At 61.2% G+C, this 25,500-nt stretch carries 19 protein-coding genes and 1 pseudogene; 12 read left to right on the forward strand and 8 right to left on the reverse strand.

The features are described from left to right. Window positions 1-3: 3 nt before the first annotated feature. The 3 genes from gcvP to sucB all read right to left on the reverse strand — a co-directional run bounded on the left by gcvP (window position 4) and on the right by sucB (window position 6,062). Window positions 4-2,871 (reverse strand): aminomethyl-transferring glycine dehydrogenase, encoded by a 2,868-nt coding sequence (gcvP, locus tag HWX44_RS10480; protein WP_175974544.1) that lies wholly within the window; start codon window positions 2,869-2,871, stop codon window positions 4-6. Between the two features lie 72 nt (window positions 2,872-2,943). Beyond that, window positions 2,944-4,110 carry an MFS transporter gene (locus tag HWX44_RS10485; RefSeq protein WP_175974546.1) on the reverse strand — a complete coding sequence of 389 codons (1,167 nt, stop codon included), beginning with the start codon at window positions 4,108-4,110 and terminating at the stop codon, window positions 2,944-2,946. A 263-nt stretch (window positions 4,111-4,373) separates the two neighbouring features. Further along, entirely contained in the window at window positions 4,374-6,062 is a 1,689-nt protein-coding gene (gene sucB / locus HWX44_RS10490; RefSeq protein ID WP_175974549.1) for a 2-oxoglutarate dehydrogenase, E2 component, dihydrolipoamide succinyltransferase, read from the reverse strand. A gap of 148 nt (window positions 6,063-6,210) precedes the next feature. Here sucB and HWX44_RS10495 point away from each other — a divergent pair, with 148 nt between their 5' ends. Beyond that, the gene (locus HWX44_RS10495; protein ID WP_070546898.1) at window positions 6,211-6,618 is read left to right on the forward strand and encodes an oxidoreductase; all 408 of its coding nucleotides are present in this window, start codon (window positions 6,211-6,213) and stop codon (window positions 6,616-6,618) included. 11 nt (window positions 6,619-6,629) lie between these two features. On the opposite strand, the pseudogene HWX44_RS13480 reads toward HWX44_RS10495, so the two are convergent. Beyond that, window positions 6,630-7,117: pseudogene (locus tag HWX44_RS13480) on the reverse strand (isochorismatase family protein). A gap of 28 nt (window positions 7,118-7,145) precedes the next feature. Between HWX44_RS13480 and HWX44_RS10505 the strand changes: the two are divergent. Continuing rightward, a complete protein-coding gene (locus HWX44_RS10505) occupies window positions 7,146-8,420 on the forward strand; it encodes a glutaminase (RefSeq protein ID WP_046647935.1) in 1,275 nt (424 codons plus the stop codon). Window positions 8,421-8,468: 48 nt separating this feature from the next. Here HWX44_RS10505 and HWX44_RS10510 read toward each other — a convergent pair whose 3' ends face one another. After that, window positions 8,469-9,968, reverse strand: coding sequence for a leucyl aminopeptidase (locus HWX44_RS10510; protein ID WP_070682171.1), 1,500 nt, complete (start codon window positions 9,966-9,968; stop codon window positions 8,469-8,471). Between the two features lie 212 nt (window positions 9,969-10,180). Here HWX44_RS10510 and HWX44_RS10515 point away from each other — a divergent pair, with 212 nt between their 5' ends. Continuing rightward, window positions 10,181-11,284: a branched-chain amino acid aminotransferase gene (locus HWX44_RS10515; RefSeq protein ID WP_175974550.1), complete on the forward strand. Its 1,104-nt coding sequence runs from the start codon at window positions 10,181-10,183 to the stop codon at window positions 11,282-11,284. 9 nt (window positions 11,285-11,293) lie between these two features. On the opposite strand, the gene HWX44_RS10520 is transcribed toward HWX44_RS10515, so the two are convergent. Both HWX44_RS10520 and HWX44_RS10525 read right to left on the reverse strand, forming a co-directional pair. Continuing rightward, the gene (locus tag HWX44_RS10520; RefSeq protein WP_254868177.1) at window positions 11,294-11,425 is read right to left on the reverse strand and encodes a nicotinate-nucleotide--dimethylbenzimidazole phosphoribosyltransferase; all 132 of its coding nucleotides are present in this window, start codon (window positions 11,423-11,425) and stop codon (window positions 11,294-11,296) included. A gap of 665 nt (window positions 11,426-12,090) precedes the next feature. Beyond that, complete coding sequence (locus HWX44_RS10525; protein WP_175974552.1) at window positions 12,091-12,783, reverse strand: DUF3043 domain-containing protein; 693 nt, start codon at window positions 12,781-12,783, stop codon at window positions 12,091-12,093. Window positions 12,784-12,962: 179 nt separating this feature from the next. On the opposite strand from HWX44_RS10525, the gene HWX44_RS10530 reads away from it, so the two are divergent. After that, window positions 12,963-13,307, forward strand: a complete 345-nt coding sequence (locus tag HWX44_RS10530; protein WP_070512402.1) for a HesB/IscA family protein — start codon at window positions 12,963-12,965, stop codon at window positions 13,305-13,307. Between the two features lie 84 nt (window positions 13,308-13,391). On the opposite strand, the gene asnB is transcribed toward HWX44_RS10530, so the two are convergent. Then, window positions 13,392-15,314, reverse strand: coding sequence for an asparagine synthase (glutamine-hydrolyzing) (gene asnB, locus HWX44_RS10535; protein ID WP_175974554.1), 1,923 nt, complete (start codon window positions 15,312-15,314; stop codon window positions 13,392-13,394). A gap of 354 nt (window positions 15,315-15,668) precedes the next feature. Here asnB and ctaC point away from each other — a divergent pair, with 354 nt between their 5' ends. The 8 genes from ctaC (at window position 15,669) to HWX44_RS10575 (ending at window position 25,497) form a co-directional block, all read left to right on the forward strand. Beyond that, complete coding sequence (gene ctaC / locus HWX44_RS10540; RefSeq protein ID WP_175974556.1) at window positions 15,669-16,748, forward strand: aa3-type cytochrome oxidase subunit II; 1,080 nt, start codon at window positions 15,669-15,671, stop codon at window positions 16,746-16,748. 19 nt (window positions 16,749-16,767) lie between these two features. Beyond that, complete coding sequence (gene ctaF / locus HWX44_RS10545) at window positions 16,768-17,199, forward strand: aa3-type cytochrome oxidase subunit IV (protein WP_046647941.1); 432 nt, start codon at window positions 16,768-16,770, stop codon at window positions 17,197-17,199. 558 nt (window positions 17,200-17,757) lie between these two features. After that, complete coding sequence (gene ctaE, locus HWX44_RS10550; RefSeq protein WP_232745219.1) at window positions 17,758-18,369, forward strand: aa3-type cytochrome oxidase subunit III; 612 nt, start codon at window positions 17,758-17,760, stop codon at window positions 18,367-18,369. 67 nt (window positions 18,370-18,436) lie between these two features. Continuing rightward, window positions 18,437-19,324 carry a cytochrome bc1 complex diheme cytochrome c subunit gene (qcrC, locus tag HWX44_RS10555; protein ID WP_070701808.1) on the forward strand — a complete coding sequence of 296 codons (888 nt, stop codon included), beginning with the start codon at window positions 18,437-18,439 and terminating at the stop codon, window positions 19,322-19,324. Further along, the gene (gene qcrA, locus HWX44_RS10560) at window positions 19,321-20,541 is read left to right on the forward strand and encodes a cytochrome bc1 complex Rieske iron-sulfur subunit (protein WP_175974558.1); all 1,221 of its coding nucleotides are present in this window, start codon (window positions 19,321-19,323) and stop codon (window positions 20,539-20,541) included. Before qcrC ends, qcrA begins: the two co-directional genes overlap by 4 nt. Then, window positions 20,541-22,163 carry a cytochrome bc1 complex cytochrome b subunit gene (qcrB, locus tag HWX44_RS10565; protein WP_046647943.1) on the forward strand — a complete coding sequence of 541 codons (1,623 nt, stop codon included), beginning with the start codon at window positions 20,541-20,543 and terminating at the stop codon, window positions 22,161-22,163. Before qcrA ends, qcrB begins: the two co-directional genes overlap by 1 nt. Before the next feature lie 1,469 nt (window positions 22,164-23,632). Then, window positions 23,633-24,268, forward strand: a complete 636-nt coding sequence (locus HWX44_RS10570; RefSeq protein ID WP_046648126.1) for a C40 family peptidase — start codon at window positions 23,633-23,635, stop codon at window positions 24,266-24,268. 158 nt (window positions 24,269-24,426) lie between these two features. Next, window positions 24,427-25,497 carry a C40 family peptidase gene (locus HWX44_RS10575; protein WP_175974560.1) on the forward strand — a complete coding sequence of 357 codons (1,071 nt, stop codon included), beginning with the start codon at window positions 24,427-24,429 and terminating at the stop codon, window positions 25,495-25,497. Window positions 25,498-25,500: the final 3 nt, after the last annotated feature.

Below are 25,500 nucleotides of genomic sequence, written 5' to 3' on the forward strand. Positions count from 1 at the left end.
TGATTAAACCTCCTGGTTGTCGTCGGAGTAGTCAAAAGCCTCTGGCGGCGGGCAGGTGCACACCAGGTTGCGGTCACCGTAAGCCTCGTCGATGCGGCGCACCGGCGGGAAGTACTTGTTAGCGCGCAGGGAGGTCACCGGGTAGGCGGCCTGTTGGCGGCTAAAGGCAAAGTTCCACTCGTCGGCGGCGACGGATTCGGCGTTGAACGGTGCGTGGTGGATGACGGAGTCCTCGTAGGCCACCTTGCCGTCGATGATCTCCTGGATCTCGGCGCGGATGGAGCGCATGGCTTCGATGAAGCGGTCCAGCTCACCCAGGTCCTCGGACTCGGTGGGCTCCACCATGAGGGTGCCGGCCACCGGGAAGGACAGGGTCGGCGCGTGGAAGCCGTAGTCCACGAGGCGCTTGGCTACATCGGCGGCGGTGACGCCGGAGGCGTCGGTCAGCTCGCGCAGGTCAAAGATGCATTCGTGGGCAACCAGGCCGGCATTACCCGTGTAGAGCACCGGGAAGGAATCCTTCAGGCGCTGCGCCAGGTAGTTCGCGCCGAGGATGGCGTGGCTCGTGGCTTCCGTAAGGCCCTGGGAGCCCACCATGGCCAGGTAGGACCAAGAAATCGGCAGCACGCCGGCGGAACCGTAGCGCGATGCGGTGGACGGCACGCCGGTGCCTTCTGCGGCTGGCTGCGCGGGGTCCAGCTGGGGGTCGTTGGCATCCGTTGGCAGGAAGGGCACCAAGTGCTTGGCGACGCCCACCGGGCCCACACCCGGGCCACCTCCGCCGTGCGGGATGGTGAAGGTCTTGTGCAGGTTCAGGTGGGACACATCGCCACCGAAAGCACCCGGGCGGGCCCAACCGGCCAGCGCGTTCATGTTCGCGCCGTCGATGTAGACCTGGCCGCCGGCCGCGTGGACCTTGTCGCAGACCTCGCGTACCTCCGGGTCGAAGACGCCGTGGGTGGAAGGGTAGGTAATCATGATGCCGGCGATGTGCTCGCCGTGCTGCTCAATCTTGGCGTCGAGGTCGGCGACGTCGATGGAGCCATCGTCCGCGGTCTTGACCACGACGACGCGCAGGTTGGCCAGGGTCGCCGACGCGGCGTTGGTGCCGTGCGCGGATGCCGGAATGAGGATGACATCGCGGCCGTGGTCGCCGTTGGCCACGTGGTAGCGGCGGATGGCCAGCAGGCCGGCCAGCTCACCCTGGGAACCGGCGTTGGGCTGGATCGAAACCTGGGCGTAGCCGGTGATATCGGCGAGCCAGGACTCGAGCTCGTCGATCAGCGCGCGCCAACCAGCGGTGGTCTCCTCCGGGGCATACGGGTGGATGCCCGCGAACTCCGGCCAGGAGATGGGCTCCATGGCAGAGGTGGGGTTGAGCTTCATCGTGCACGAGCCCAGCGGGATCATCGTGCGGTCGAGCGCCAGGTCCTTATCCGCCAAGGTGCGCAGGTAGCGCAGCATCTGGGTCTCGGAGTGGAGGGAGTTGAAGATCTCGTGCTGCAGCGGCTCCTCGGAACGCTGGACGGAGGACGGAATCTCGAAGGAGCCAGACGTGGCTGGCTCGGAGTTAGTGGAGGCCTCGGCGCCGAAGGCAGCGGCAAGGGTGTTGACGTCCTCGTTGGTAGCGGACTCGCCGAAGGAGACCGAGACCTTGTCGGAGCCGATGGCGCGCACCAGGTAGCCCTGCTCCTGCAGCTGGGCCTTGACGGCGGCCGCATCCACGCCTGTGACGGTCACGGTGTCGAAGAAGTCGCGGGAGACAATCTCCTTGCCCGCGCCGGTGACTGCCGCAGCGAAAGCAGAAGCGCGGTCATGCACTCGCTGTGCAATCTCCTTCAGCCCCTTCGGACCGTGGTAGACCGCGTACATCGAGGCCACGTTGGCCAGGAGGGCCTGGGCGGTACAGATATTGGAGGTGGCGCGCTCGCGGCGGATGTGCTGCTCGCGGGTTTGCAGCGCCAGACGATAAGCGGGGCGGCCGGCGGCGTCCTTGGACACGCCCACGATGCGGCCCGGAAGCTGGCGCTTGAGCTTATCCGTGACGGACATGAAGGCCGCGTGCGGGCCGCCGAAGAAGAGCGGGACACCGAATCGCTGCGAGGAGCCGAGGACGACGTCTGCGCCCATCGAACCAGGTGCCTCCAGAAGGAGCAGCGACAGCGGGTCGGCCACGACGGCGGCCAGGGCGCCGCGGGTGTGGAGCTCCTCGATGGCGGCGTGCGGGTCGACGATATCGCCCTCGGTTCCGGTGTAAGCCAGAACTGCACCGACGAGGTCTTCGCCGACGATGCCATCGCGGACATCAGCAATCTCGACCTCGAGCTCGATGGCGCGGGCGCGCTCAGCGGCCACGGTCAGGACCTGCGGGTGCAAGCGCGAATCCAACAGCACGCGGCGGCCCTTCTTCACCGCGCGGGCCATCAGTCCGACGGCTTCGGCGGTGGCAGAGGCTTCGTCGAGAAGCGAGGCGTTTGCGATGGGAAGGCCGGTCAGGGACTCAATCATGGTCTGGAAGTTCAGCAGTGCCTCGAGGCGGCCCTGCGAGATCTCCGGCTGGTAGGGCGTGTAGGCGGTGTACCATCCGGCGTCCTCCAGCAGCCCGCGGCGAATGACCGCCGGGGTGAGGGTATCGGAGTAACCCTGGCCATAGAAGGACTTCAGCACGACGTTCTGGGAGGCGTACTCGCGCAGCTTCGCCTGCGCATCATCTTCGCTCAAAGCCTCCGGGAGGTTGAGCGCCTCGGTGGCGCGGATGGAGGCTGGCAAGGCGGCATCGACAAGCGCATCGACGCTGTCGTAGCCCAGGGCCTTGAGCATCGTTTCACGCTCGGCTGCATCCGGGCCGAGATGACGAGAGATGAAATCCATATGGTGAATCTCCTTCGTGGCGTTAGTTTGTGTGACCTAAACTGCTCCAAGTATAAAGCGTATGCCATGACATTAACCCCGGTTACCCCTGATTCGGAGATGTAGCGTCACGGCAGTCAGCGCCGCGACAGCGAACCCGATGATGAAGGCGGTGGAATACCCCGTGACAGGGCCCAAAAGCGAGAGGATGAACGGGGCAAAGAAGCCGAGATAGGTCAGCGAATAAAACACCCCCGTTGCCGCGCCGAGTTCCGCCGGGTGAGCGATGGCTTGCGTTTCTGCGAGCCCGCTGAGCATGCCAATTCCATAGGAGCTGCCCATGATGATGGCCGCGAGGGGGAGGAGGAACACCGCCCAGCCGTGGTGTGCCGCCGCGACGACGATGAGACACAGGAGCATGCCTATCGCGGCCAGCACTATGCCGTGGAATGCGGTTACGCGGATGCGGCCCGCTAGCTGTTGGATTACCACGCCGCTTCTCATGGTGAGTAGCGCACAGAGCCCCGCAATGAGAATGGGGTAGCGCAGGTGCTCACTGAGCTGCGAGGGGAGGAAGACGAAGGCAGTGGTGGCGGAGCCGAAGACCCACGGCGCGTAGGCAACGACCGGTAGGTAGCGGGGCGTAATCAGGCTGGTGGGGATTAAGGAACGGCGCCGTGGCTGTGAATGAGGCTGTGGCTGTTCGGTGCGCTCTTCGGGCACCGTCCACACGAGTGGGACCACGATGAGTGCTAGGCCGATATGCAATAGATAAGGCAGGACGGTGGGCCATGGGAGGAACTCTGCGGCGATACCGGCAACGCCAGGTGCCAACGCGAAGCCAGCCGAAAGAGCAATGGAGGAACGCTTCGCACCAACGCTGAGGTGGGTGCTGAGCTCCTTGATCCAGGCAGCGCCGGAAGACATGGCCAGTCCCACCGCAGCCCCGGCACACAGGCGTCCGACCAGCAAGGGGAGGAAGGCGCCGCCTGCGCCGCCGAGGAAGACCAGCGAGCCGGCAGTGGTGGTGAGGACGGCTGGGCGCATGATAGCGCGGCGTCCCAGCGAATCCGAGAGAGGACCGCCAATGAAAAGTGCCACCATGATGCCGAGGGCGTAAATGCCAAAGAGGAAGGTCGTCTGCAGAACCCCCAAATCGGTGGTGACTTGGTAGACCACGACCATGGGGGCGAAAAGATTAGCGCCGCACGCGACGAGAAACATGCCGAGAGCGACGCGGAACCATTTCTGAGAAACCATGCTGCACAGTCTAGTGTGCTGAGTCACAGAGGTTAGGTCTTGGTGGCAAGACGGTTAAAGAAAACGCGCCTATCTGCCAAACTTAGCGCCGATCTCTGAAAAACCGGGCAATAGTTTTGGCAGATAGGGCAGTTGCGGCGCCACTGAGCGATGTCACCGAGCTGTGTTTGCGGGGGTGGAGGAAAGCCGGGTGGAAAACGACGAAGCTCCCCCGCCGCAGTGGCAGGGGAGCAGTCTCTTAAGACTTGGAGTCTTGTTAAGCCTTAGAGGTCAAGGTCGGCTTCGAAATCTGCGGTTTCGAGGCGGTCCTTGATGGTCGTGATGAAGCGGCCAGCGTCGGCACCATCGACCACCTGGTGGTCGTAGGTGAACGGCAGGTAGCACATCTGGCGGATGGCGATGGCGTCCTGGCCGTCCTCGGTCACGACGACCGCGCGCTTGGTAATAGCGGCGGTGCCCAGGATGCCAGCCTGCGGCGGAACCAGAATCGGGGTATCCAGCAGGGCGCCCTCGGAGCCGATGTTGGTCACGGTGAAGGTTGCACCGGTCAGATCGTTTGGCTTGAGCTTGTTGTTGCGGGCCTTATCAGCCAGCTCGGCGATCTTCTGGGCAATCTCCGGCAGCGTTAGCTCCTGGGCCTTGTGGATGACCGGGGTCAGCAGGCCGCGCGGAGTATCCACGGCGATGGCCACGTTGACGTCAGCGTGGTAGGTCATCTCCTTGGTCTCCGGGTTGTAGGACGCGTTGACGTTCGGGTGGGAGACCAGTGCCTCAACGGTGGCCTTCACGATGAACGGCAGGAAGGAGAGGTTGGCCTCGTACTTGTCGATGAACGCCTGCTTGGACTGCTTGCGCATATCCCAGATGGCGGTCATATCGACTTCCTGGACGTGGGTCAGCTGAGCGGAAATCTGGAGGGCCTCAACCATCTTGGTCGCCGTGATCTCGCGGATACGGTTGACCTTCTGGGTGGTGCCGATGAGCTCCTGCTTCTCCGGATCTACAGACTTGGTGGACCAGCGAGCGCGCGGGTTGCTGGAGGAGGCGCTAGCGGAGGAAGCCGGTGCCTCACCTTCGCCGGCGGCGGCCAGGACGTCCTGCTTGCGGATGCGGCCACCGACGCCAGTGCCGGAGACGGTGGAGAGGTCTACGCCGTGCTTCTCAGCCAGCTTGCGCACCAGCGGGGTGACATACGGGACGTTATCGCCGTTGTTGACCTTCGTGGAGGTCTCAGAAGTCTTCGGCTCGGAGGACTGGGAAGCAGCAGGCTTCTCCTCTGCCTTCGGCTCTTCCTTCTTCTCTTCGGCCTTGGGCTCTTCCTTCTTTTCCTCTTCCTTGGCGGCAGGCTTTTCGGAGGCTGCGGCGGAGCCGTCGCCGACGCGGGCGATGACGGCGCCGACGTCGACGGTGTCGTCTTCCTCGGCGAGGATTTCAACGAGGGTGCCGGCGACCGGGGACGGGATTTCGGTGTCGACCTTGTCGGTGGAGACCTCGAGCAACGGTTCGTCGACCTCGACGGTGTCGCCGACGGACTTCAGCCACTGGGTGATGGTGCCCTCGGTGACGGACTCACCAAGCTCCGGCATTTCCACGTCGGTGGCATCACCAGAAGCGGCCGGCGCCTCGGACTCAGCGTCCTCAGCGGGCTTGTCTGGGGTCTCGGCAGCCTTCTCGGAGGAATCCGCGGACTCCTCAGTAGCCGGTGCGGATTCGCCTTCGTCACCGATGATGGCGATGACTGCGCCCACGTCTACGGTGTCATCTTCCTCAGCCTTGATTTCGAGGATGGTGCCGGCGACCGGGGAGGGGATTTCGGTGTCGACCTTGTCGGTGGAGACCTCGAGCAACGGCTCGTCGACCTCGACGGTGTCGCCGACGGACTTCAGCCACTGGGTAATCGTGCCTTCGGTTACGGATTCGCCCAGTTCGGGCATCACAACAGAGTGTGCCATAAGTGTTAAGACTCCTCGAAAGTTGGAATTAGTGAAACGCTAGTGTTTGATTCTACAGCGTGTTTATAAAAGGTGCGCACGGGTGGGGTGAATTAGGGCATCCTCCGCACGAAGTGGCTGAAGGTGGCCTCCGGTAGGCTAAAGAGCCATGTTCAACCCCTTCCGCCGCAACAGCTCCAAGTCCCAACTGCGCCCGCCCCGCGCACCGGGGGAGACCATTCGCGCAGAAGACGCCCAAGAGCTTCAAGCCTGGGCGCAGGGACGTGCTTTTATTGAGGCCTTTGTTGAACCGGAGACCGTGGTCAACGAGATGTCTGTCGTTGTGGTGGATGAAAACGGCGCCTTCATTCGCCGTCGCATTGGTGGGCCCAAAGGCATCGACGCGGTGGCTAAGCTTCTGCGCTGCGATGTCTATGACGTCGAAGAGACTGGTTACCCCCAGCGCATGCGCGAGCGCATCGAGCGAGAGCGCATTCTGCGCAAGCGGGAGGAACAACGCGAGCGCCGTCAGCGGTTTGAACAGCGACAGCAGCAGAATGACCAGGACGGCAATTAGAGGGGTGCTGCCTAGCCAGTAATGATGGTGGCGCCTGCCTTCTCAAGCTCTTCCAGAGCGGCGGCGCCGCGGGCCTCGTCGACAGGCGCGCAGTAATCCGCCAGCACACGCACCGAATCCCTCCGCAAGGGCGTCGGCAGCGGCGGCGCGCACGCAGTGATCGGTAGCGATGCCCACGATGTCCACGGCGGTGGTGTCGCTCGCAGCCATCGCGGGAACGCCGTCGGCGCGCCTTGAAACCGGTCGCAGCGATATTCACCCTTCTGAAATACCGCGGCTGGCCAGATCGCGTCAGAATCGGACCGCGCGAGTCGCCAAAGGGGTTCTCAGAGAAATGAGTGCCTGGGTCGATGTGCCAGTCCTGCGTGGCAACGACAGTGTCGTAGGAAGGCTGGAGGGCACCGATGCGATCGGCCACCTCATTTCCGCGCTCGGTGGCGAGGGCTCCGCCGGGGCAGAAGTCATGTTGGACGTCGACAATGATGAGTGCAGGTGTCATACGCGGCAATTCTATACGCTGGGAAACGATGAAAACACCGATTCCTTTTTATCTACAGAAGATCCTTGATGGCGTTCACGATCACGATTCCGGAGAAGTCGCGGACTATATCCCGGAGCTGGCTGCCGCAAACCCCGAGCAGCTGGGGGCTGCGCTGTGCTCTGTGACGGGCCACCTCTACAGCGCCGGTGACGCGGAGACCCGCTTTACCATTCAGTCCATTTCCAAGCCCTTCGTCTATGCCCTCGCTCTGAGCGAGTTCGGCCCTGACGCGGTGCGTGAGGTGGTAGGACTCGAGCCCTCGGGGCAGGCCTTCAATGAGTTATCCCTAGCCAAGGACCACCGCCCCCTGAACCCGATGATCAATGCCGGTGCCATCGTGGTCAATCAGCTGATTAATGGGGTGGAGTCGACCGTGGAGGACCGCGTGGAAAAGATCCGCGCCTTCATATCCCAGTTGGCGGGGCGCGAGGTGGACGTCGATAAGCGCCTGTGTGACTCGGAACTTGAGCACGCTGAGCGCAACCTGTCCCTGGCACATATGCTGCGCTCCTACGGCATCATCCAGGACGATGCCCACGACGCCGTGCTGTCCTATACCTCGCAGTGTGCTCTGTCGGTGGACGTGCGCGACCTCGCCGTCATGACCGCGACCCTGGCTAATGGTGGCCGCCAGCCGGTAACGGGGGAGAAGATTTTGGACGCCGACGTCTGCCGCATGACGCTGGCGGTGATGAGTTCCTGCGGCATGTACGACGGTGCTGGGCGCTGGATGGCGGAGGTGGGAATCCCCGCTAAGTCCGGCGTATCCGGAGGACTCATTGGAACGCTGCCGGGGCAGATCGGCGTGGCGACGTTCTCGCCGCGTCTCGATGAGCAGGGAAATAGCGTGCGCGGAACCGAAATCTTCCGCGAGCTCTCCTCGGACATGGGCCTGCACTTGATGTCCACGGAAAACCGCTTTGGTGTGCACCCAGTGCGCAGCGTCGACGAGGATGACGACACCGCGATTATCCGCCTACAAGGTCATATCAACTTCACCGCCACCGAAGCCATCCTCCACGAGCTGGAGGAGCGCCAGTTCTCCGGCAAGCGCTTGGCCTTGGACTTCTCCCAGGTCTCTGGCCTGCACAAGGTGGGCCGGCGCATGCTCAAGGAAGGACTGCGCCGGCTGCGTGAGGAAGGCAACGAGGTCGCGCTTGTCGACGACGACGGGCTCGTCACCGACCGCGCCATGTCCGACGGTACGGTCCTCCCATTGGCGGATAAGGAGGACTACGTCATCGCCGGCGAAGAGGTGTGAGCGGCCTAAAGCCGCTCACACGAGGGGCCGCATGGAAGCCGCTCTGATCTAGGCTTCGGCGATCTCGCGCAGCGCTGCCACCACGGTGCGCACCGGAACTCCGGTGGCGCGCTTCGGGGTGTAGCCGCGCGGGGCGGAACCGTTCCAAGAGGGGCCGGCGATATCGATGTGGGCCCACTCGATGCCCTCGCCCACGAACTGCTTGAGGTAGGTACCGGCGAACTCCATGCCGCCCTCGCGCTTCGCATTGATATTGCGGATGTCCGCGGCCTGGGACTTGATCTCCTCGTCGTGCTCTTCCAGCAGCGGCATAGCCCAGGCGTTCTCGCCCACCTCGCGGCCGATTTCGGCGAGGCGATCGCGGAAGACCTCGGAGCCCATGATGCCGGAGGTGCGCGAACCCAGCGCCACGATCTGTGCGCCGGTGAGTGTCGCGGTCTCAATGAGGTAATCGGGCTTATCCTCGCTGGCGCGCGCGATGGCGTCCGATAGCACGAGGCGGCCCTCGGCGTCGGTGTTGAGGACCTCGGAGGTCAGGCCGCCGTAGTGGGTAATGACATCGCCCGGGCGGGTGGCGCCAGAGCCCGGCATGTTCTCAGCCAGCGGCAGGGTAGCGGTGATCTGAACCGGCAGCTTCAGCTTGGCCGCCGCGATGATGGTGGCCGCCATCGCAGCGGAGCCACCCATATCCGAAATCATGTCCCACATGCCATTGCCTGGCTTGAGGGAGATACCGCCGGTATCGAAGGTAATGCCCTTACCTACAAGAGCCACGTGTTTCTTGGCCTTCTTGGGCTTCCAGCTCAGGCGCACCAGACGCGGCGGGCGGGCAGACCCCTTGCCTACCGCGAGGATGCCGCCGAAGCCCTGCTTCTCCAGCTGCTTTTCATCGAGCACCTCGACGTCAAGACCGGCTTCCTTTGCCTGGCCGGAAAGGAACGCGGCGTAGGACTCCGGGTAGAGCTCGTTGGCGGGGGCGTTCACGAGGTCGCGGGCAAGCAAGACAGACTCGGCCACGGTGCGGGCTGCCTCAAACTCCTCGGAGACAGACTTATCAGCCACCACCACGAAAGTGGCTGGTTGTTCCTTCTCCTCCAGTTCGGTGGAGCGAATGCCGCGATAAGCGTAGCCGCCGAGGATGAGACCCTCGACAGCAGCAGAAACACCGAAGTCCGCCAGGCTGGTCACGATGGTGCCCACGCCCGCGGTGGCGCGAGCGGCGCTGCCGGCGGCGCGGCGCAGGGCCTCGGCGTCGAGTTCCTCTACATCGCCCAAGCCCAGTGCAATGACCTGCGCAGCCCCTGCCTTCTGCGGGGCGGGAACCTTCACGATTTCCCCGGCCTTGCCCGTCGCGCCCACGGCCGCGAGAGCCTCGTACGTCGAGCGCAGTGCGGACGAGCTGAGAAGAGAGGTGCCCGGCACCTCGAGTCCCTCCTCGCCGGCGAAGGCGGCGATCAGCAGGGCATCTGCCTGCTTGGGGGCCTTCTTGGCCAGCTCAACGGTGGGGAAAGAGCCGCGTGCGGGCAGTTCGAACGTGGAAGAAGCCACGATGTCCTCCTTGAGAAAAGTGACAATGGGATACTCCTCACACACTACCCGTGTCTATGGTGTGGAACGTAGTGGGATTACAGTGGGATTACGGTGGGAGTGGGGTGGGGTGGCAGCGGGGCTTGTGGGCTCGCCGAGTGGACTCAAGGAGTGGTGATCTAGCTAGGGCATTTCTGCATCTCTATAGGGGGCTAAGGAGTACGCTGTAATCCATGTTGAATTACACCGTGACGCGAACTGAAAACCCCACCTCCCCGGAGCGCCTGCAGGAAATTCTGGCGAACCCGGGCTTTGGTAAGTACTTCACCGACCACATGGTGACGATTGACTGGACCGAGGACAAGGGATGGCACGACGCGCAGGTACGCCCCTACGAGCCGTTTAGCATGGATCCGGCGTCCACCGTCTTCCACTATGGCCAGGCCATCTTCGAGGGCATCAAGGCCTACCGCCAGCCAGATGGCAGCATCGCCACCTTCCGCCCAGAGCAGAACGCGCAGCGTCTTCAGGCTTCCGCTGAGCGCATGGCTATGCCGCAGCTGCCGGAAGAGGAGTTCATCGAGTCCCTGCGCCAGCTTGTCGACGTCGACCAGGCCTGGGTCCCCGAAGCCGGCGGCGAGGCAGCGCTGTACTTCCGCCCCTTCATGATCGCCACCGATGTGTCCCTGGGCGTGCACCCGGCGCATTCCTACCGCTATGTTGTTATCGCCTCCCCGGCCGGCGCGTACTTCTCCGGCGGCATCAAGCCGGTGTCCGTCTGGCTGTCCACCGACTACGTCCGCGCTGCTCCCGGCGGCACGGGCGCGGCCAAGTTCGCCGGCAACTATGCGGCCTCACTGCTCGCCCAGGCGCAGGCCGCGGAGAAGGGCTGCGACCAGGTGGTGTGGCTGGACGCCATCGACCGCACCTACATCGAGGAAATGGGTGGCATGAACCTGGCCTTTGTCTACGGCGAGGAGGGCAACCAAACCCTGGTGACCCCGGCGCTGTCGGGTTCGCTGCTGCCGGGCATTACCCGCGCCTCGCTTCTGCAGGTTGCTGAGGATATGGGGCTGAAGGTCGAAGAGCGCCGCATCACCTACAAGGAGTGGGAGCAGGACGTTGCTTCCGGCGCCATGGTGGAGGCCTTTGCCTGCGGCACCGCAGCCGTTATTACCCCGGTGGGCCACGTCATGGGCGACGAGACCGACTTCCACATCAACAACGATGAGGCCGGTGCTACGACGATGGCCCTGCGCGAGCGCCTCACCGGCATCCAGCGCGGGTCCGTGGAGGATACTCACGGCTGGCTGCACACGCTGGTGGAAGCGAAATAAGCACGCCGTCTAGGCGAGCTCTGCGGCCAGCTGCACCAGCGGCAAGGCCGCGAGCGCGCCAAGGGGGAAGCCTTCGCTCAGGTTTAAATCAAGCAGTGGGGTTAGTCCCAGCTCTTTGGAGATCTGTGCGGCGCGCCTCACCGCTTCCGCGCGTGTGCTCCGCCGGACAGCGGTGCGCTGGGGCGAAAGCAGCTTCGCCGCGCGTGGCCGCGCGATAAACCCGAGCGCCGCAGGCTCGGGAACGATGGTTGACGACCTCCCCCTCGGGTGCGCGGACATCGGTCACGCACCCGCAGCCTCCACATCGCATCCGTAATACCGCTGGCCAGAGTATTCGTCCCCACAATCGCCACCGGTTCGTAATCGGCCAGCTCGGCGGCGACTGCTAGCCGACAAATCAGACGTGATGAGCAGATCAGTGCCCGAATCGATCTCTCGACCATCGGTCGATGTGTACTGCACCTGCCGGGACATAGCGGAAGGCGCAGGCGCGCTGGTGGACTCTGCGCTGCATTCGACGAAGTCGATGCCCGCTCCTGCCCGCTGCGCAGCGCTGAAGAGATTATCGCGCCACCGATCTGCATCGCTGAGGGAGTGCTCTGTGGCTTCTGCACCGTCGACAGTGGGTACAACGTTGGCATCAGCGCCTCAAAGACGATGGCTCGGGGGCGCTGAAGGGGCTTCGCCTGCGGGGAATCCTGCGCTGCCGCCAACCACGCGGCAATTTCGGCGACGCGGTTTGGTTGAGCTGCGGTTGAAGGGCGCAGCTGGGGAACCGCGGTGAATTCAGGCATGTGTCCTCCGGTTTAGACGGTGGCTCCGCGCTCCACCTGCGGGCGCGGGGTGCGCCACTTACGCGGCTGGGAGGCGCGGGAGTACGCGTAGAAGCCCAGACCAAAACCGGCCTCGGTGGTTCCGGGGAACTTCAGGCGCACGGCGTTGTTGCACTTGCGCGCGAGCCAGAAGCCCTCGACGGCAAAAACAACGATGATCGCCATTGCACCGATCGAGATGATCTGCGACAGGCGCGGGTCCCGGGTGCTGACAAACATGAGTACGAGCAGGACGATAGCAAAGGGCATGACCCACTCGTTGATGAAGCGGCGGGAATCTACCCAATCGCGCACATAGCGGCGGACCTCGCCCTTATCGCGGGCGAGCAAGTAGCGCTCGTCGCCAGCGGCCATGCGCTCCTGTGCCACCTTGTTACGTTCGCGGGACTCAGCGCGCTCCCTACGCTTATATTCCTTCCATTCCGCCTTGGACATGGAAGCCTTAAGCTCCTTGCGATGCTGGTAGCGTTGCGCGTCCGACATCCCCCGGGGATCACGCTTGACGCCGCGGGCGATTTCCTGCGCATCACGCTTGGGCGTGGGGCGGCCCTTCGGCGGCGTGTAGCCCTTGCGGTGCGGTTTCTCGGCGGCGGGTTGCTCTTCCGGCGCCGGGGTTTGCTCGGCGGGGGAAGAAGTCTTGTCATCTTTTTGCCACGGAAGTTTCACGCTGTTTAGCGTACAAGGTCTAGCAGACATAACGGGAATAGGCCCGCGGGAGAGAGCGTTGTGGTTAGGGAACAGGACACCTGTGAACCACTAGTGAACTGTGAGGCATCCTTTCTTCCTCACCTGTGAGGGGGTAGGGTGGGCTCCAGAAAAATTCCGCATATATAAGAGGAGAAATCATGACCGCTCCCGCGTCTGCAACCGGAGTTATCCTGACCGAGGCCGCTGCCGCCAAGGCAAAGTCCCTGCTTGAGCAGGAAGGCCGCGACGATCTGTCACTGCGCATTGCTGTCCAGCCAGGCGGCTGCGCGGGTCTGCGCTACCAGCTCTACTTCGATGACCGCACCCTGGATGGTGACAAGGTGGACACCATTGGCGGCGTCAACCTCGTCGTAGACAAGATGTCCATCCCGTACCTCACCGGCGCCAAGATTGACTTCTCCGACACGATTGAGGCCCAGGGCTTTACCATCGATAACCCCAACGCTGGTGGTTCCTGCGCTTGCGGTGACTCCTTCAATTAAATTCAAGTAAAGTCACGTTGACAAAACTGACGGAGCCCTCGTTCGCAGTGTGCGGCGAGGGCTCCGTCAGTTTTGTTGTTTGAACTAGAGCTTCACGGGGTAGTCGCGCTGCTCGATCTTCGGGTCGATGCGGTCTTCGACGAAGATGCCGTGCCAAATCATGAAGGACAGCACCGTCCACAAGCGGCGTGAGTGATCGGATACACCGTCGCGGTGCTCCTTGAGCATCTCCAGGACTTCCTTCTTGTTGAAGATGTCCTCGGTCTGGGACTCGGTAATCTGATCCTGGGCCCAACCGTAGAGTTCATCGCCGGCCAACCAGTGGCGCATGGGAACCGGGAAGCCCAGCTTCTTGCGGTGCAGCACGTGCGGGGGAACGATCTGCTCCATGGCCTTGCGCAGCGCGTACTTGGTCGTCCCGTGCGAAATCTTGAGGTCGTAGGGGATAGTTTCCGCGACCTTAAACACTTCCTTGTCGAGGAAGGGAACGCGCAGCTCTAGGGAGTTGGCCATGTTCATCTTGTCGGCCTTGACCAAGATGTCGCCGCGCATCCACGTAAACAGGTCGAGGTGCTGCATGCGGGCTACCGGGTCGAAGTCCTGTGATTGCGCGTAGATCGGTGCGGTGACCTCGCGGTGATCCCACTCCGGCTTGGCCCAGGGGAGCACCCGCTGGAGCTGCTCGAAGTTAAAGGAACGTGCATTGCCGTAATAGCGCTCCTCCATGGTCATCGAACCGCGGTTGAGCAGGGACTTGCCCTTCATTCCTTCGGGGAGTACCTGTGAGAGCTTGCCCAGGCCGCGACGCAGCGGGGAGGGGATCTTCTCGAACGGAGCCAGGGAGAGAGGCTCCTTATAAATGGTGTAGCCGCCGAAGAGCTCGTCCGCACCTTCGCCGGAGAGCACCACCTTGACGTGCTTGCGGGCTTCCTGGGCCACGAAGTACAGCGGAACGAGGGAAGGGTCTGCGACGGGGTTGTCCAGGTACCACATGATCTTCGGTACAGCGTCGGCGTACTCCTCAGGGGAGACGATTTTGACGATGTGCTCCACACCGATCGCCGCGGCGGACTCGGCGGCGACATCCACCTCGGAGTAGCCCTCGCGCTCGAATCCCGTGGTGAAGGTGAGTAGGTCTGGGTTGTGGCGCTTGGCCAGAGCTGCGATGGCGGTGGAATCGATACCGCCGGAGAGGAAGGAGCCGACGGTGACGTCCGCACGCATGTGCTTCTCGACGCTATCCTCCAGCGCCCGCGCGATTCTGTCGAAGAGCTGCTGCTCCTCGCCCTGCTTGACGGGTTGGATAGGGAAGCGTGGCTTGAAATAACGCTCGGAGACTACTTCTTCGCCGGGGCGAAGAGTGACGGTACAGCCAGATTCCACGCGGCGAATATTGGCGTGGAGGGACTCCGGCTCAGGCACGTATTGGAGATCGACATAGTGCTCGATAGCGCGTCGATCAAGGCTGAGGTCTAGACCGAGCGAGTCGGCCATCGAAAGGATGCACTTCATCTCCGAGGCGAAGACCGTGCCCTCCTTGGTGGTGGCGTAGTAGAGCGACTTGATGCCGAACTGGTCGCGGGCGGCAAACATCGTGCGCGTTTCGGTATCCCAGATAACGAAGCCGAACATGCCACGCAGGTGCTCTACGACGTCCTTACCCCAGTGGTGATAGCCCACGACGATGGGCTCGCCGTCACCCCCGGTGTTGAAGGTATAGCCGGCGGCACTGAGCTCTTCGCGGAGTTCTACGTAGTTATAGATTTCGCCGTTGAAGGTAAGGGCATAGCGCTCGGGGTTGTCCTCGGGGCCCCAGCGGAGCGGCTGATTGGAGTGCTCGAGGTCGATGATGGATAGGCGGTTAAAGCCAAAAGCCGCATCATCGTCGTGCCAGGTTCCGGCAGCGTCCGGGCCGCGGTGGCGCATGCACTGAAGAGACTGTTCAAGAGCTTCCAGGTGCTGGGCGGCGTTGCGATCGGCGCTCAGTAGCGCGCAGAGTCCGCACATAAGCTTGCTTCTCCTTATAGATCAAGGTTCATCTCCGGAACACTTTACGGCCGCGGCCAAACGATCTGCGAACCCCGCGCCGCGTTCCCCGTTAGGGTGCGAACTTTCGGATGATGCAGGGGTGTGCGGCTTGTGAATTGGGTCATAGCCGGGAGGGGGAGGCTGGGGGAGCTGGCGTGATCTTGTGCAGGTGGGCCGGTAACATTCCGTACGTTCACTACTTATAGGGCAGGTCCAACGCCCAAACAGTCCAGCGAAAAGGCCTGAAAATCAGGCAGGATGCTCTATTCTGATTGGGTAGGAATGCTCTGTGAGTATTCGAGAAGTTTGTGTGCACAGAAAGGCAGAACACACGTGGGACAGCGTAAGCAGCGCAACCTCGGCCGTAAGGCAGGCCTAGCGGGCGTCATCGCTTTGGGCGGTCTAGCCCTTGCGGGTTGTGACGTCGCAGCGCCGACGGCAGTTGAGAACCTCCTAGGCATGGGTTGGCCGAAGGGTGTTACCCCTGAAGCGACCTCGATGTACAACTTCTGGATCTGGGTCTGGGTTGCTGCATGGATCATCGGTTTCATCATGTGGGGCCTGTTCCTCACCGCTATCTTCCGCTGGAATGCGAAGAAGGCTGAGAAGGCCGGCAAGGGCGAGTTCCCGAAGCAGCTGCAGTACAACGTGCCGCTGGAGATGGCTCTGACCATTATCCCGATTCTGATCATCATGGGCCTGTTCTTCTTCACTGTTCAGGCTCAGCAGAAGGTTACGGCGCTGGATAAGAACCCTGAGGTGACCGTGGACGTTACCGCCTTCCAGTGGAACTGGAAGTTCGGTTACGCCGAGAACAAGGTTGATGGCGAGAACTACGATGGCGCCGATGTCGAGCGTCAGAAGCTTGCCGAGGAATCTTCCGTGGATCCGGAGGGCACCAAGAACCCGAACCCGATCCACGGTAAGTCCATGGGTGACATCTCTTACCTCAACTTCAACAAGATTGAGACCGTCGGTACCACCGAAGAGGTTCCGGTCCTGGTTCTCCCGGTTGACACCCCGATCGAGTTCCGCCTCGCCTCCGGCGATGTTTCCCACTCCTTCTGGGTTCCGGAGTTCCTGTTTAAGCGCGATGCTTACTCCCACCCGGAGAACAACTCCCAGGAGCGCCGCTTCCAGGTAGAGAAGATTGAGGAGAAGGGCGCCTTCGTTGGTCGCTGTGCTGAGATGTGCGGTACCTACCACGCCATGATGAACTTCGAGATTCGCGTCGTTGATCGCGCAGACTTCAACGAGTACCTCAAGTTCCGTGAGGATAACCCGCAGGCAACTAACGCTGAGGCTCTCGAGCACATCGGTGAAGAGCCCTACGCAGTTACCACCGCTCCGTTCAACTCTCTGCGCGACACCCGCGATGCCGACAACTTTGTCGACACCGCTGAAGCGGCATAAGAAAAGGAACTGATAGAAAATGCGTGCAACATCTAAGGTCTTTTATTCCATCGCGACCTACCTCTTCGTGTCGCTCATCGTCTACGTCATTGGCGTTAACTACGTCAAGGATGATGGCTACATGTACGGCACCGAGTGGGTCGGCATCGTGGGCTTGGTCCTCGCTATGCTGCTCTGCCTCATGCTGGGCGGCTACCTGCACTTCACCGATAACCGCTCCGACATCGCGCCGGAGGATTGGGAAGAGGCGGAGACTGAAGACGCAGCCGGTATCCTTGGCTTCTTCTCTCCGAGCTCCATCTGGCCGCTGTGCATGACCGGCTCCATCGCAGTGCTGGGTCTTGGCATCATCTTCCTCTACTTCTGGATGATCATCCTGGGCGCAGTCCTGCTCGTCACCTCCGTGACTGGCTTGTCCCTGCAGTATGGCCTTCCGAAGGAAAAGCACTAAGGCTTAACCTTTTCTGCCGCGCTTTCTAGCGTCACGACTTCTCACGCCTCCGCCACACCTCGTGGCGGAGGCTTTGTCGTTGAGAAGACTGCGTCGTAGTGCGTTGCGGAAAGTTCCCAAAAGGGAGAAAAAATTTTGATTTGGGTGGAGTGCTGGGGGAGCGGGTGGCTTGCCGAAAGTGTGTAACTCAAGGTCTGTGCTTAGAATTCCAGCACGTTAACGGCCATTTTTACGGGGGTCATCCGAAAGTTGCAGTCCTGCACTTTCGCCCGCGGGGGCGGGTGTGATTTATCTCATTGGCGTTGGTCCGAACGGTTTCGGATTGCGGGCAAAACGTACCACTTCTTGACCTGTTGCTGGCTTCACAACTGGCGTTGCCAAGTCTCACTACCTGCAGGGATGGGGCGTCGTAAAGCGCGCTAAAAAGTTCCCGACTACTTCCTGGGAGCTCTATGGTTCCTGCCTGGGGTGAAAACTGTGAAGGTCTAGGTCGTGGCCTCAAAAAAATCGGGGGGAAATGAGATGACTTATGCGGTCAGACCAGCCATACTGTTATGCGTGACGAGCGTAGTTTCTAACCAAGGTATGGCAGCACCACGTGTTGCCGCGCTGAACCGACCCAACATGGTCAGCGTCGGCACCATCGTGTTCCTGTCTCAGGAATTGATGTTCTTTGCTGGACTGTTCGCGATGTGGTTCACCTCGCGTGCGAACGGCCAGGAGGGTGACTGGGCAGAGCACACGGCGCACATCAACGTGCCCATGGGCTTCCTCATTACGAGTGTCCTGGTCCTTTCCTCCGTGACCTCTCAGTTCGGCGTTTTCGCAGCAGAAAGGGGTGACGTTTACAAGCTCCGACTCTGGTACTCGGTAACCATCGCGTTGGGTGTTGTCTTCTTGGGCATCATGGCGTTCGAGTGGACAGAGTTGATCATGGCAGGTCTCACTGTTCAGTCCAGTGTCTTTGGTTCGGTCTTCTATATCCTGACCGGGTTCCACGCGGCACACGTGACTGCGGGTCTGATCGCCTTCGGAATTATCTTGGCGCGAATTGCCCGCTCCAAGTTCACGCCTGCACAGGCCACCGCGGCAATGGCAGTGTCTTACTACTGGCACTTCGTTGACGTTGTGTGGATCGGCGTGTTCGTAGTCATCTACCTAGTTCAGTAGGCCGTAGTCGCCGGAGAATAGCCGGCCTACAGTCATTCATCTCCATGTACGAGTTATCTAAAGGAAAATGATGGATAACATCCAGCAGCCCGCCGCAGTGGAAGACGCCACTGCCGCGGCTAAGAAGACCCGCCGTCGCCGCAAGGCGAAGCGCACGCTTGCTGGCGTCTTTGCACTGAGCATCGGTCTTACCGGCGCAGGTGTCTTGGCTTCCGCCCTGACCCCTGACGCGCAGGTGGCTACCGCCGCAAAGGATGACCAGGCACTCGTTCAAGAGGGCAAGGACATCTACGAAGTCGCTTGCATCACCTGCCACGGTGCCAACCTGCAGGGTATCCAGGACCGCGGCCCGTCCCTCGTTGGTATTGGCGCCGGCTCCGTGTACTTCCAGGTTCACTCCGGCCGTATGCCGATGATGTCGAACGACGCACAGGCTGAGCGCAAGACCCCGCGTTACACCGAGCAGCAGACGTTGGCGCTTGCCGCCTATGTTGCTGCCAACGGTGGCGGCGCTGACATCGTCTACGACGAGGATGGCTCCGTTGCGCAGGAGTCCCTGCGTGGTGCTAACTACAACGGCCAGATTCAGGCCGAGGACGTCGCCAAGGGCTCCGAGCTCTTCCGCATGAACTGCGCGTCCTGCCACAACTTCACCGGTAGGGGAGGCGCCCTTTCCTCCGGTAAGTTCGCTCCGCCGCTAGACCCGGCTAACGAGCAGGAGATCTACCAGGCAATGCTGACCGGCCCGCAGAACATGCCGAAGTTCTCCGACCGTCAGCTGACCGCAGATGAGAAGAAGGACATCATCGCCTACCTCAAGTCTGCGAAGGAAACCCCGTCTCCGGCTGGTTGGTCGCTCGGCGGCCTCGGCCCGGTGGCTGAGGGCCTGGCAATGTGGATCATCGGCATCAGCCTTCTGTGCGTTGCCGCTATGTGGATTGGATCTCGCTCATGAGCAACGTAAAGAAGAATTACTCTCGCAAAGAGCTCGATGCTATGAGCAACGACGAGCTCGCAGCCCTCGGTACCGAGCTGGACGATGTTACCGTTGCGTTCCGTAAGGAGCGCTTCCCGGTAGAGGGCGATCCCGCCGAGAAGCGTGCCGCTGCAAACGTCACCTTCTGGCTCATCATTTCCGTCCTGATGGGCATTGCATTCCTGGCCGTCTACCTCTTCTGGCCGTGGGAGTACAAGATGCTCGGTGAGGACGGCATGTGGTGGCACACCCTCTACACGCCGTTGCTGGGCCTGACCTCTGGTCTGTGCATCCTAGGCTTGGGCTTTGCCATCGTTCAGTACGTCAAGAAGATCCTCCCCGAGGAGATCTCGGTTCAGCGCCGCCACGACGGTCCTTCCGATGAAGTTGACCGCCGCACGCTGACCGCGCTGCTGAATGACTCGTGGAACACCTCGACCCTGGGTCGCCGTTCCACCATCAAGGGACTGCTTGGCGGTGCCAGCGTTCTGTTCGGCCTGACCGTGATTGCTCCGCTGGGTGGTGCCATCAACAACCCGTGGAAGAAGCGCCACGAGTTGAACTACATGGGTGACGGCACCCTGTGGACTTCCGGTTGGACCCTGCACGAGAAGGGCGTCAAGCTCTACCTCGCTCGCGACACCGGTACTATCGCCGAAATGCACGAAGGCGAGTCCGGCTCGCACTACACCACCCGTGGCGTCACCCGCCTGGTGCGCGTGCGTCCGGAGGATCTGGCTGCAGGCGGTATGGAGACTGTCTTCCCGCTGGCTGCTGAGGATGTCAACGACGGTGCAGAGTACTCCGAGGACAAGGACGTCTACGAGAACCACATGCACTCCATCCACGGTAACCGCAACGCTGTGATGCTCATCCGCCTGCGCAACGATGATGCCAAGAAGGCTATCGAGCGCAAGGGTCAGGAAGACTTCCACTACGGCGATTACTACGCCTACTCCAAGATCTGTACCCACATTGGTTGCCCGACCTCGCTGTACGAGGCTCAGACCAACCGCATTCTCTGCCCGTGCCACCAGTCGCAGTTCGACGCGTTGCACTACGGTAAGCCGGTCTTCGGCCCGGCAGCCCGTGCACTGCCGCAGCTGCCGATTGACGTGGACGATGAGGGCTACCTCATTGCTAAGGGCAACTTCATCGAGCCCGTCGGACCTGCATTCTGGGAGCGTAAGTCATAATGAGTAACAAACTTGCACAGATGGGTAACAACATGGACGAGCGGTACTCCGCTGCCGGCGTCCTGCGTACCCAGCTCAACAAAGTCTTTCCCACTCACTGGTCCTTCATGCTCGGTGAGATGGCACTGTACAGCTTCATCATCCTGTTGCTGACCGGTATCTACCTCGCGCTTTTCTTCGATCCTTCAATTACGAAGGTCATCTACGACGGTGGGTACACCCCGCTGAACGGCGTGGAGATGTCTCGCGCCTACGCAACGGCACTCGATATCTCCTTTGAGGTCCGCGGCGGTCTGTTTGTGCGCCAGATGCACCACTGGGCTGCACTCATGTTCATGATGTCCATGATTGCCCACATGCTGCGCATCTTCTTCACCGGCGCATTCCGTCGCCCGCGTGAGGCCAACTGGATTATCGGTTGCGCGCTTATCCTGCTGGGCATGGTCGAGGGCTTCCTTGGCTACTCCCTTCCGGATGACCTGCTCTCCGGTGTTGGTCTGCGAATCATGTCAGCCATCATCCTGGGTCTGCCGATCATCGGTACCTGGCTGCACTGGGCCATCTTCGGTGGCGACTTCCCGTCCGACCTCATGCTGGACCGTTTCTACATCCTGCACGTGCTGGTTATCCCGGGCATCATCCTGGGCCTTATCGCAGCACACCTCATCATGGTGTGGTTCCAGAAGCACACCCAGTTCCCTGGACCGGGTCGCGCTGAGAACAACGTCGTGGGTGTCCGTATTATGCCGGTCTTCGCCACCAAGGCAATCGGCATGGGCATGATGGTTGCTGGCGTGCTGGCGCTCATCTCCGGTCTGATGACGATTAACGCCATCTGGAACCTTGGCCCGTACAACCCGTCCCAGGTCTCCGCTGGTTCCCAGCCGGATATCTACATGCTGTGGACTGACGGTGTTGCTCGTGTCATGCCGGCATGGGAGCTCTACATCGGCAACTACACCATTCCGTCTGCGTTCTGGGTTGCACTGCTCTGTGGCCTCATGGTCGTTCTGCTCTTCGCCTACCCCTTCATTGAGAAGAAGCTGACGGGCGACGACGCTCACCACAACCTCCTGCAGCGCCCGCGTGACGTTCCGGTTCGCTCCGCTATCGGTGCAGCTGCCATCGTCTTCTTCCTGCTGGTAACGCTGTCTGGTGGTAATGACCACGTGGCACACTTCTTCCAGATCTCGCTGAATGCGATGACCTGGGTTGGCCGTATCGGTCTGATTGTCCTGCCGCCGATTGCATACTTCATGACCTACCGCATCTGCGTTGGTCTGCAGCGCTCCGACCGTGAGGTGCTGGAGCACGGTATCGAGACCGGTGTCATTAAGCAGCTGCCGAACGGTGCCTTCATCGAGGTTCACCAGCCGCTTGGTCCGGTGGACGAGCACGGCCACCCGGTTCCGCTCGAGTACGCCGGCGCTCCGGTTCCGAAGCAGCTCAACCAGCTTGGTCTGGCCGACTCCGAGACACAGGGCATCTTCTCTTCCGATGACTCCGCTATCGTCTCCCGAGTCAATGAAATTCGCCACGAGAACCACGCTGAGGAGGCGGAGATGTTCCGTCAGCTCAACGAGGCTAACCGCCGCGAAGACGAGGAGAATGGCCGCATCTAGCGCCATCACTCGCTGAAACACGCTCACAGAGCCCGTTCCTTTCTCCATCAGACAGGAGATTGGGAACGGGCTTTTGCGTTTTCATTTCCTTTTGTCGCGGGGCTTCGAACTGGGCCCTTGGAGCCGGCCTGGTTCATTTGTTCATTTCGGAAGCTGAGCTAAATCAGGAGGGCGTACTTGCACAAGGCATCTGACAAAAGGCATCTTTGGGTCTGAAGACGCCATCTGAAATGAGTAAATGGCGTTTTTAGCCGTCAAAACGCCTTATGACTGATGCCTTTTGCCAGACGCCTTTTGTCAGATGCCTCAGGCGTGTCAATAGAGGCTCCCAGACGTTGGGCGTTGGAGGAGCTCAAAGAAGGTAATCCGTTTCGCGAAGATATGTGCAGTGCACTACGGAAAGGTCGTCGTGAACCGACCTGGGTTGGGAGGGTCAGTAAACCTTGATGTCACTCTTGGCAGTATTGCCTAGTGTTGTTCGGCGGTGGGGCGGGATTTCTTCGCACTTAATTGGCCTACGTCAGGTTGGAGCTGTCTTGGTTGAAGAAGCATTAGACCCCGCCGCGAGCACGCTAGGTGACCGCGAAGGGCGTCCCAGGGGAGTTCGTTAGATACAGCGTTCTTTCATGCCTAGGCCTCTAGAGCGTGTGCTTTAGGGTAGTTGTAAGGCCGTCTACGTACCCGCTGTCAGAGCAGCGGTCTGCGGGCGCCGAGCTGGGTGGGAGAGCGGGCTCGCAAGTTTGCGTTGCTTGCTCGTCAAGGTGTTAACCCGTAGTTAACCTCTTCTTAGTTTGTCTGATTTCCGGGAATCGAGGTGCTATACGGCGATGCGGAGGCCACTCATTTGCCTGGGGGAGTGACGCGGTCGACATAAAAACCGCAGGAGAGAACCACTTTGTTGCATGGTTTCAGGAGAGGGTAGTGGGTCAAATGGGGTCGATGTGACGCCGAGTTACACGAGTGTGATGAAGGTTACATCGTATATTTTTGGGCCCTCTTTGGGGCTTTAGGTCGGTGCTAAGGTCTAGCGGTGTGAAGTGAAAACCCCTCTGGGTTATTGCAGGTGAAGGCAAGTATCTGCCTGTCGCGCTTGTGTAATGAACTGAGATTGTTGGGCGTCGTGTCGTTTAGGTTTCCATTTGATAACGGGACGGTAACGAAGCCGGTTTTGCGTTTCTGACTCGACATCGCTCGTGATGATTTCGTAACCTATTCGAGACATTGAGTTACCGCCACGGTGTACACATCACCGGTGCTCAATACGAACTGAAGAATTAAGCGCCGCGTCTGGCCCCTCCTAAACATCCGGGGGCCGAGCGGAGATGGCCCTACAGGAACGGGTCATCGTCGAACGCTAGGCCCGCCCTTGGGTCAGAGCTTTTGTTCGCGTCATGTGGAGAGTGGTCATATGGATTGCCTTCTCCTAGTGAGCGAAAGTAGGCGCGCAGGAAGATTTGGAGTTTAAATTCGTGGCTAAGCACCGTCGTCAGGGCAACCTGAACACCCGTCGCATCGCATCCACTGCTGCTGTTGCTGCAACCGCAGCTGTTACCGTCCCGGCTGCTGCTAATGCAGCTGAGGTTGTCGTCCCGGAGACCGATATCCGCTTCGAGGTTGCTGGTCTGGAGAACGTCCCGAATATCAAGCAACTGCCGAACATTGACCGTTACATCCCGGCCTTCAAGGCTGACCAGGGTGCTGGCTACGCCGCTGCTGTGGAGGCTCCGGTAGCTGAGGCTCCGGCGCCGGCACCGGTTCAGTCCGTGGGCGAGAAGGTTCTCGAGGCTGCTCGCTCCGCCGTCGGTTCCCCGTACGTCTATGGCGCCAACGGCCCGAGCGCTTTTGACTGCTCTGGTCTGACCTCGTGGGCTTACCGCCAGGCTGGCGTGTCCATTCCGCGCACTTCCCAGGCGCAGGCTTCTGCGGGTACCCCGGTTTCCCTCGATGCCCTGCAGCCGGGCGACATCATCGTCTACTACTCCGGCGCATCCCATGTTGGTATCTACACCGGCCATGGCACCATCATTGACGCGCTGAACTCCGGTACCCCGGTCGGCGAGCGCTCCCTGAACTACATGCCGATTCACTCCGCTGTTCGCTTCTAAGCGAACCCGGCAGTTTGGCTAACCCCTTCCACTGCTCTTGCCATGTTGATGGCGAGGGTGGGGAAGGGGTTCAGCTATTCTAGAAGCCGTTATGCTTTTCCTTGACTGAGGGTATAATTCAGTCATCTATTAACCTTCTCTTAGTTTCGGGGGGATTTATGTCGCGTCGTGGCATTGCGTGTGCCGTCGCTGCAATCGTTGTGGGTGCGGCTCCGGTGGTCGTCCTGTCGCCATCGGCAGTGGCTCAAGAGTTCCTCCAAGAGCAACCGCACGAAGCGGCAGGGGAGCAGGCACCCGAGGATCTGAGCGATCTCATTGAGCGCATGGCGGACGTCGCCCAGCGCGTTTCTGCCAAGGGTGAGGAAGTCAAAGGGCTTGAGGATGAGCTCGCAGAATCGGAGAAGGAGATCAGCGAGCTGGAACGCAAGGCTAAGGAAGCGCAGCGCAGTTCCGAAGATGCTTCCGTGGTTGTCGCTGAGCAACAGCAGCGGATCGATTCCCTGGCGCAATCGCGCTACCGCCGAAGCGCGGCAACGCCAGTGTCGGCAGCCCTTGATGCCAACGACGTAGCCAGTGCGGTCGAGCGCATGGGGTACCTGGGGGCTTTGACGAAGGCTGCCAAGCGTGAAGAGGAAGCCATGGTGGCTGCCGCCGCCGCAGCCGACGAGGCGCATCAGCAGGCAGTCGATGCTACTGAGGAAGCGCGCCTCAAGCGCGACGAGCTGCAGGCACAGCGCGATGCGGTTCTCAAGGAGCAGGCTGACCTGGAAGAGCAGCAGAAGGAGCTCGAAACCAAGGTTGATGGCTTGAGCCCTGAGGCGCGCCAGGCATGGGTTGAGCACTTTGGCGGCTCTGCCGACCTTGACTTAGCTGCGTTGGCCGATGGTTCGGGATCCGCCGCTGTCCAAGCAGCACTCACCCGCATTGGTGCCCCGTACGGCTGGGGAGCAACGGGCCCTGATGTGTTCGATTGTTCCGGCCTGATGGTGTGGAGCTATCAGCAGATGGGGAAGAGTATCCCGCGCACCTCGCAGGCGCAGATTGCCGGCGGCACCCCAGTACCGATCGATGAACTACAGCCCGGAGACATTGTGGGCTATTACACCGGCATTACCCACGTGGGAATGTATATCGGCGACGGTCAGGTGGTTCACGCCTCCACCTATGGCGTTCCCGTGGCAGTGGTGCCGCTTCATTCCATGCCCGTTCAAGGCGCCGTCCGCTACTAGGCC

It is taken from the genome of Corynebacterium sp. Marseille-Q2823 (genome assembly GCF_903645345.1).
GTDB lineage: Bacteria > Actinomycetota > Actinomycetes > Mycobacteriales > Mycobacteriaceae > Corynebacterium > Corynebacterium hiratae.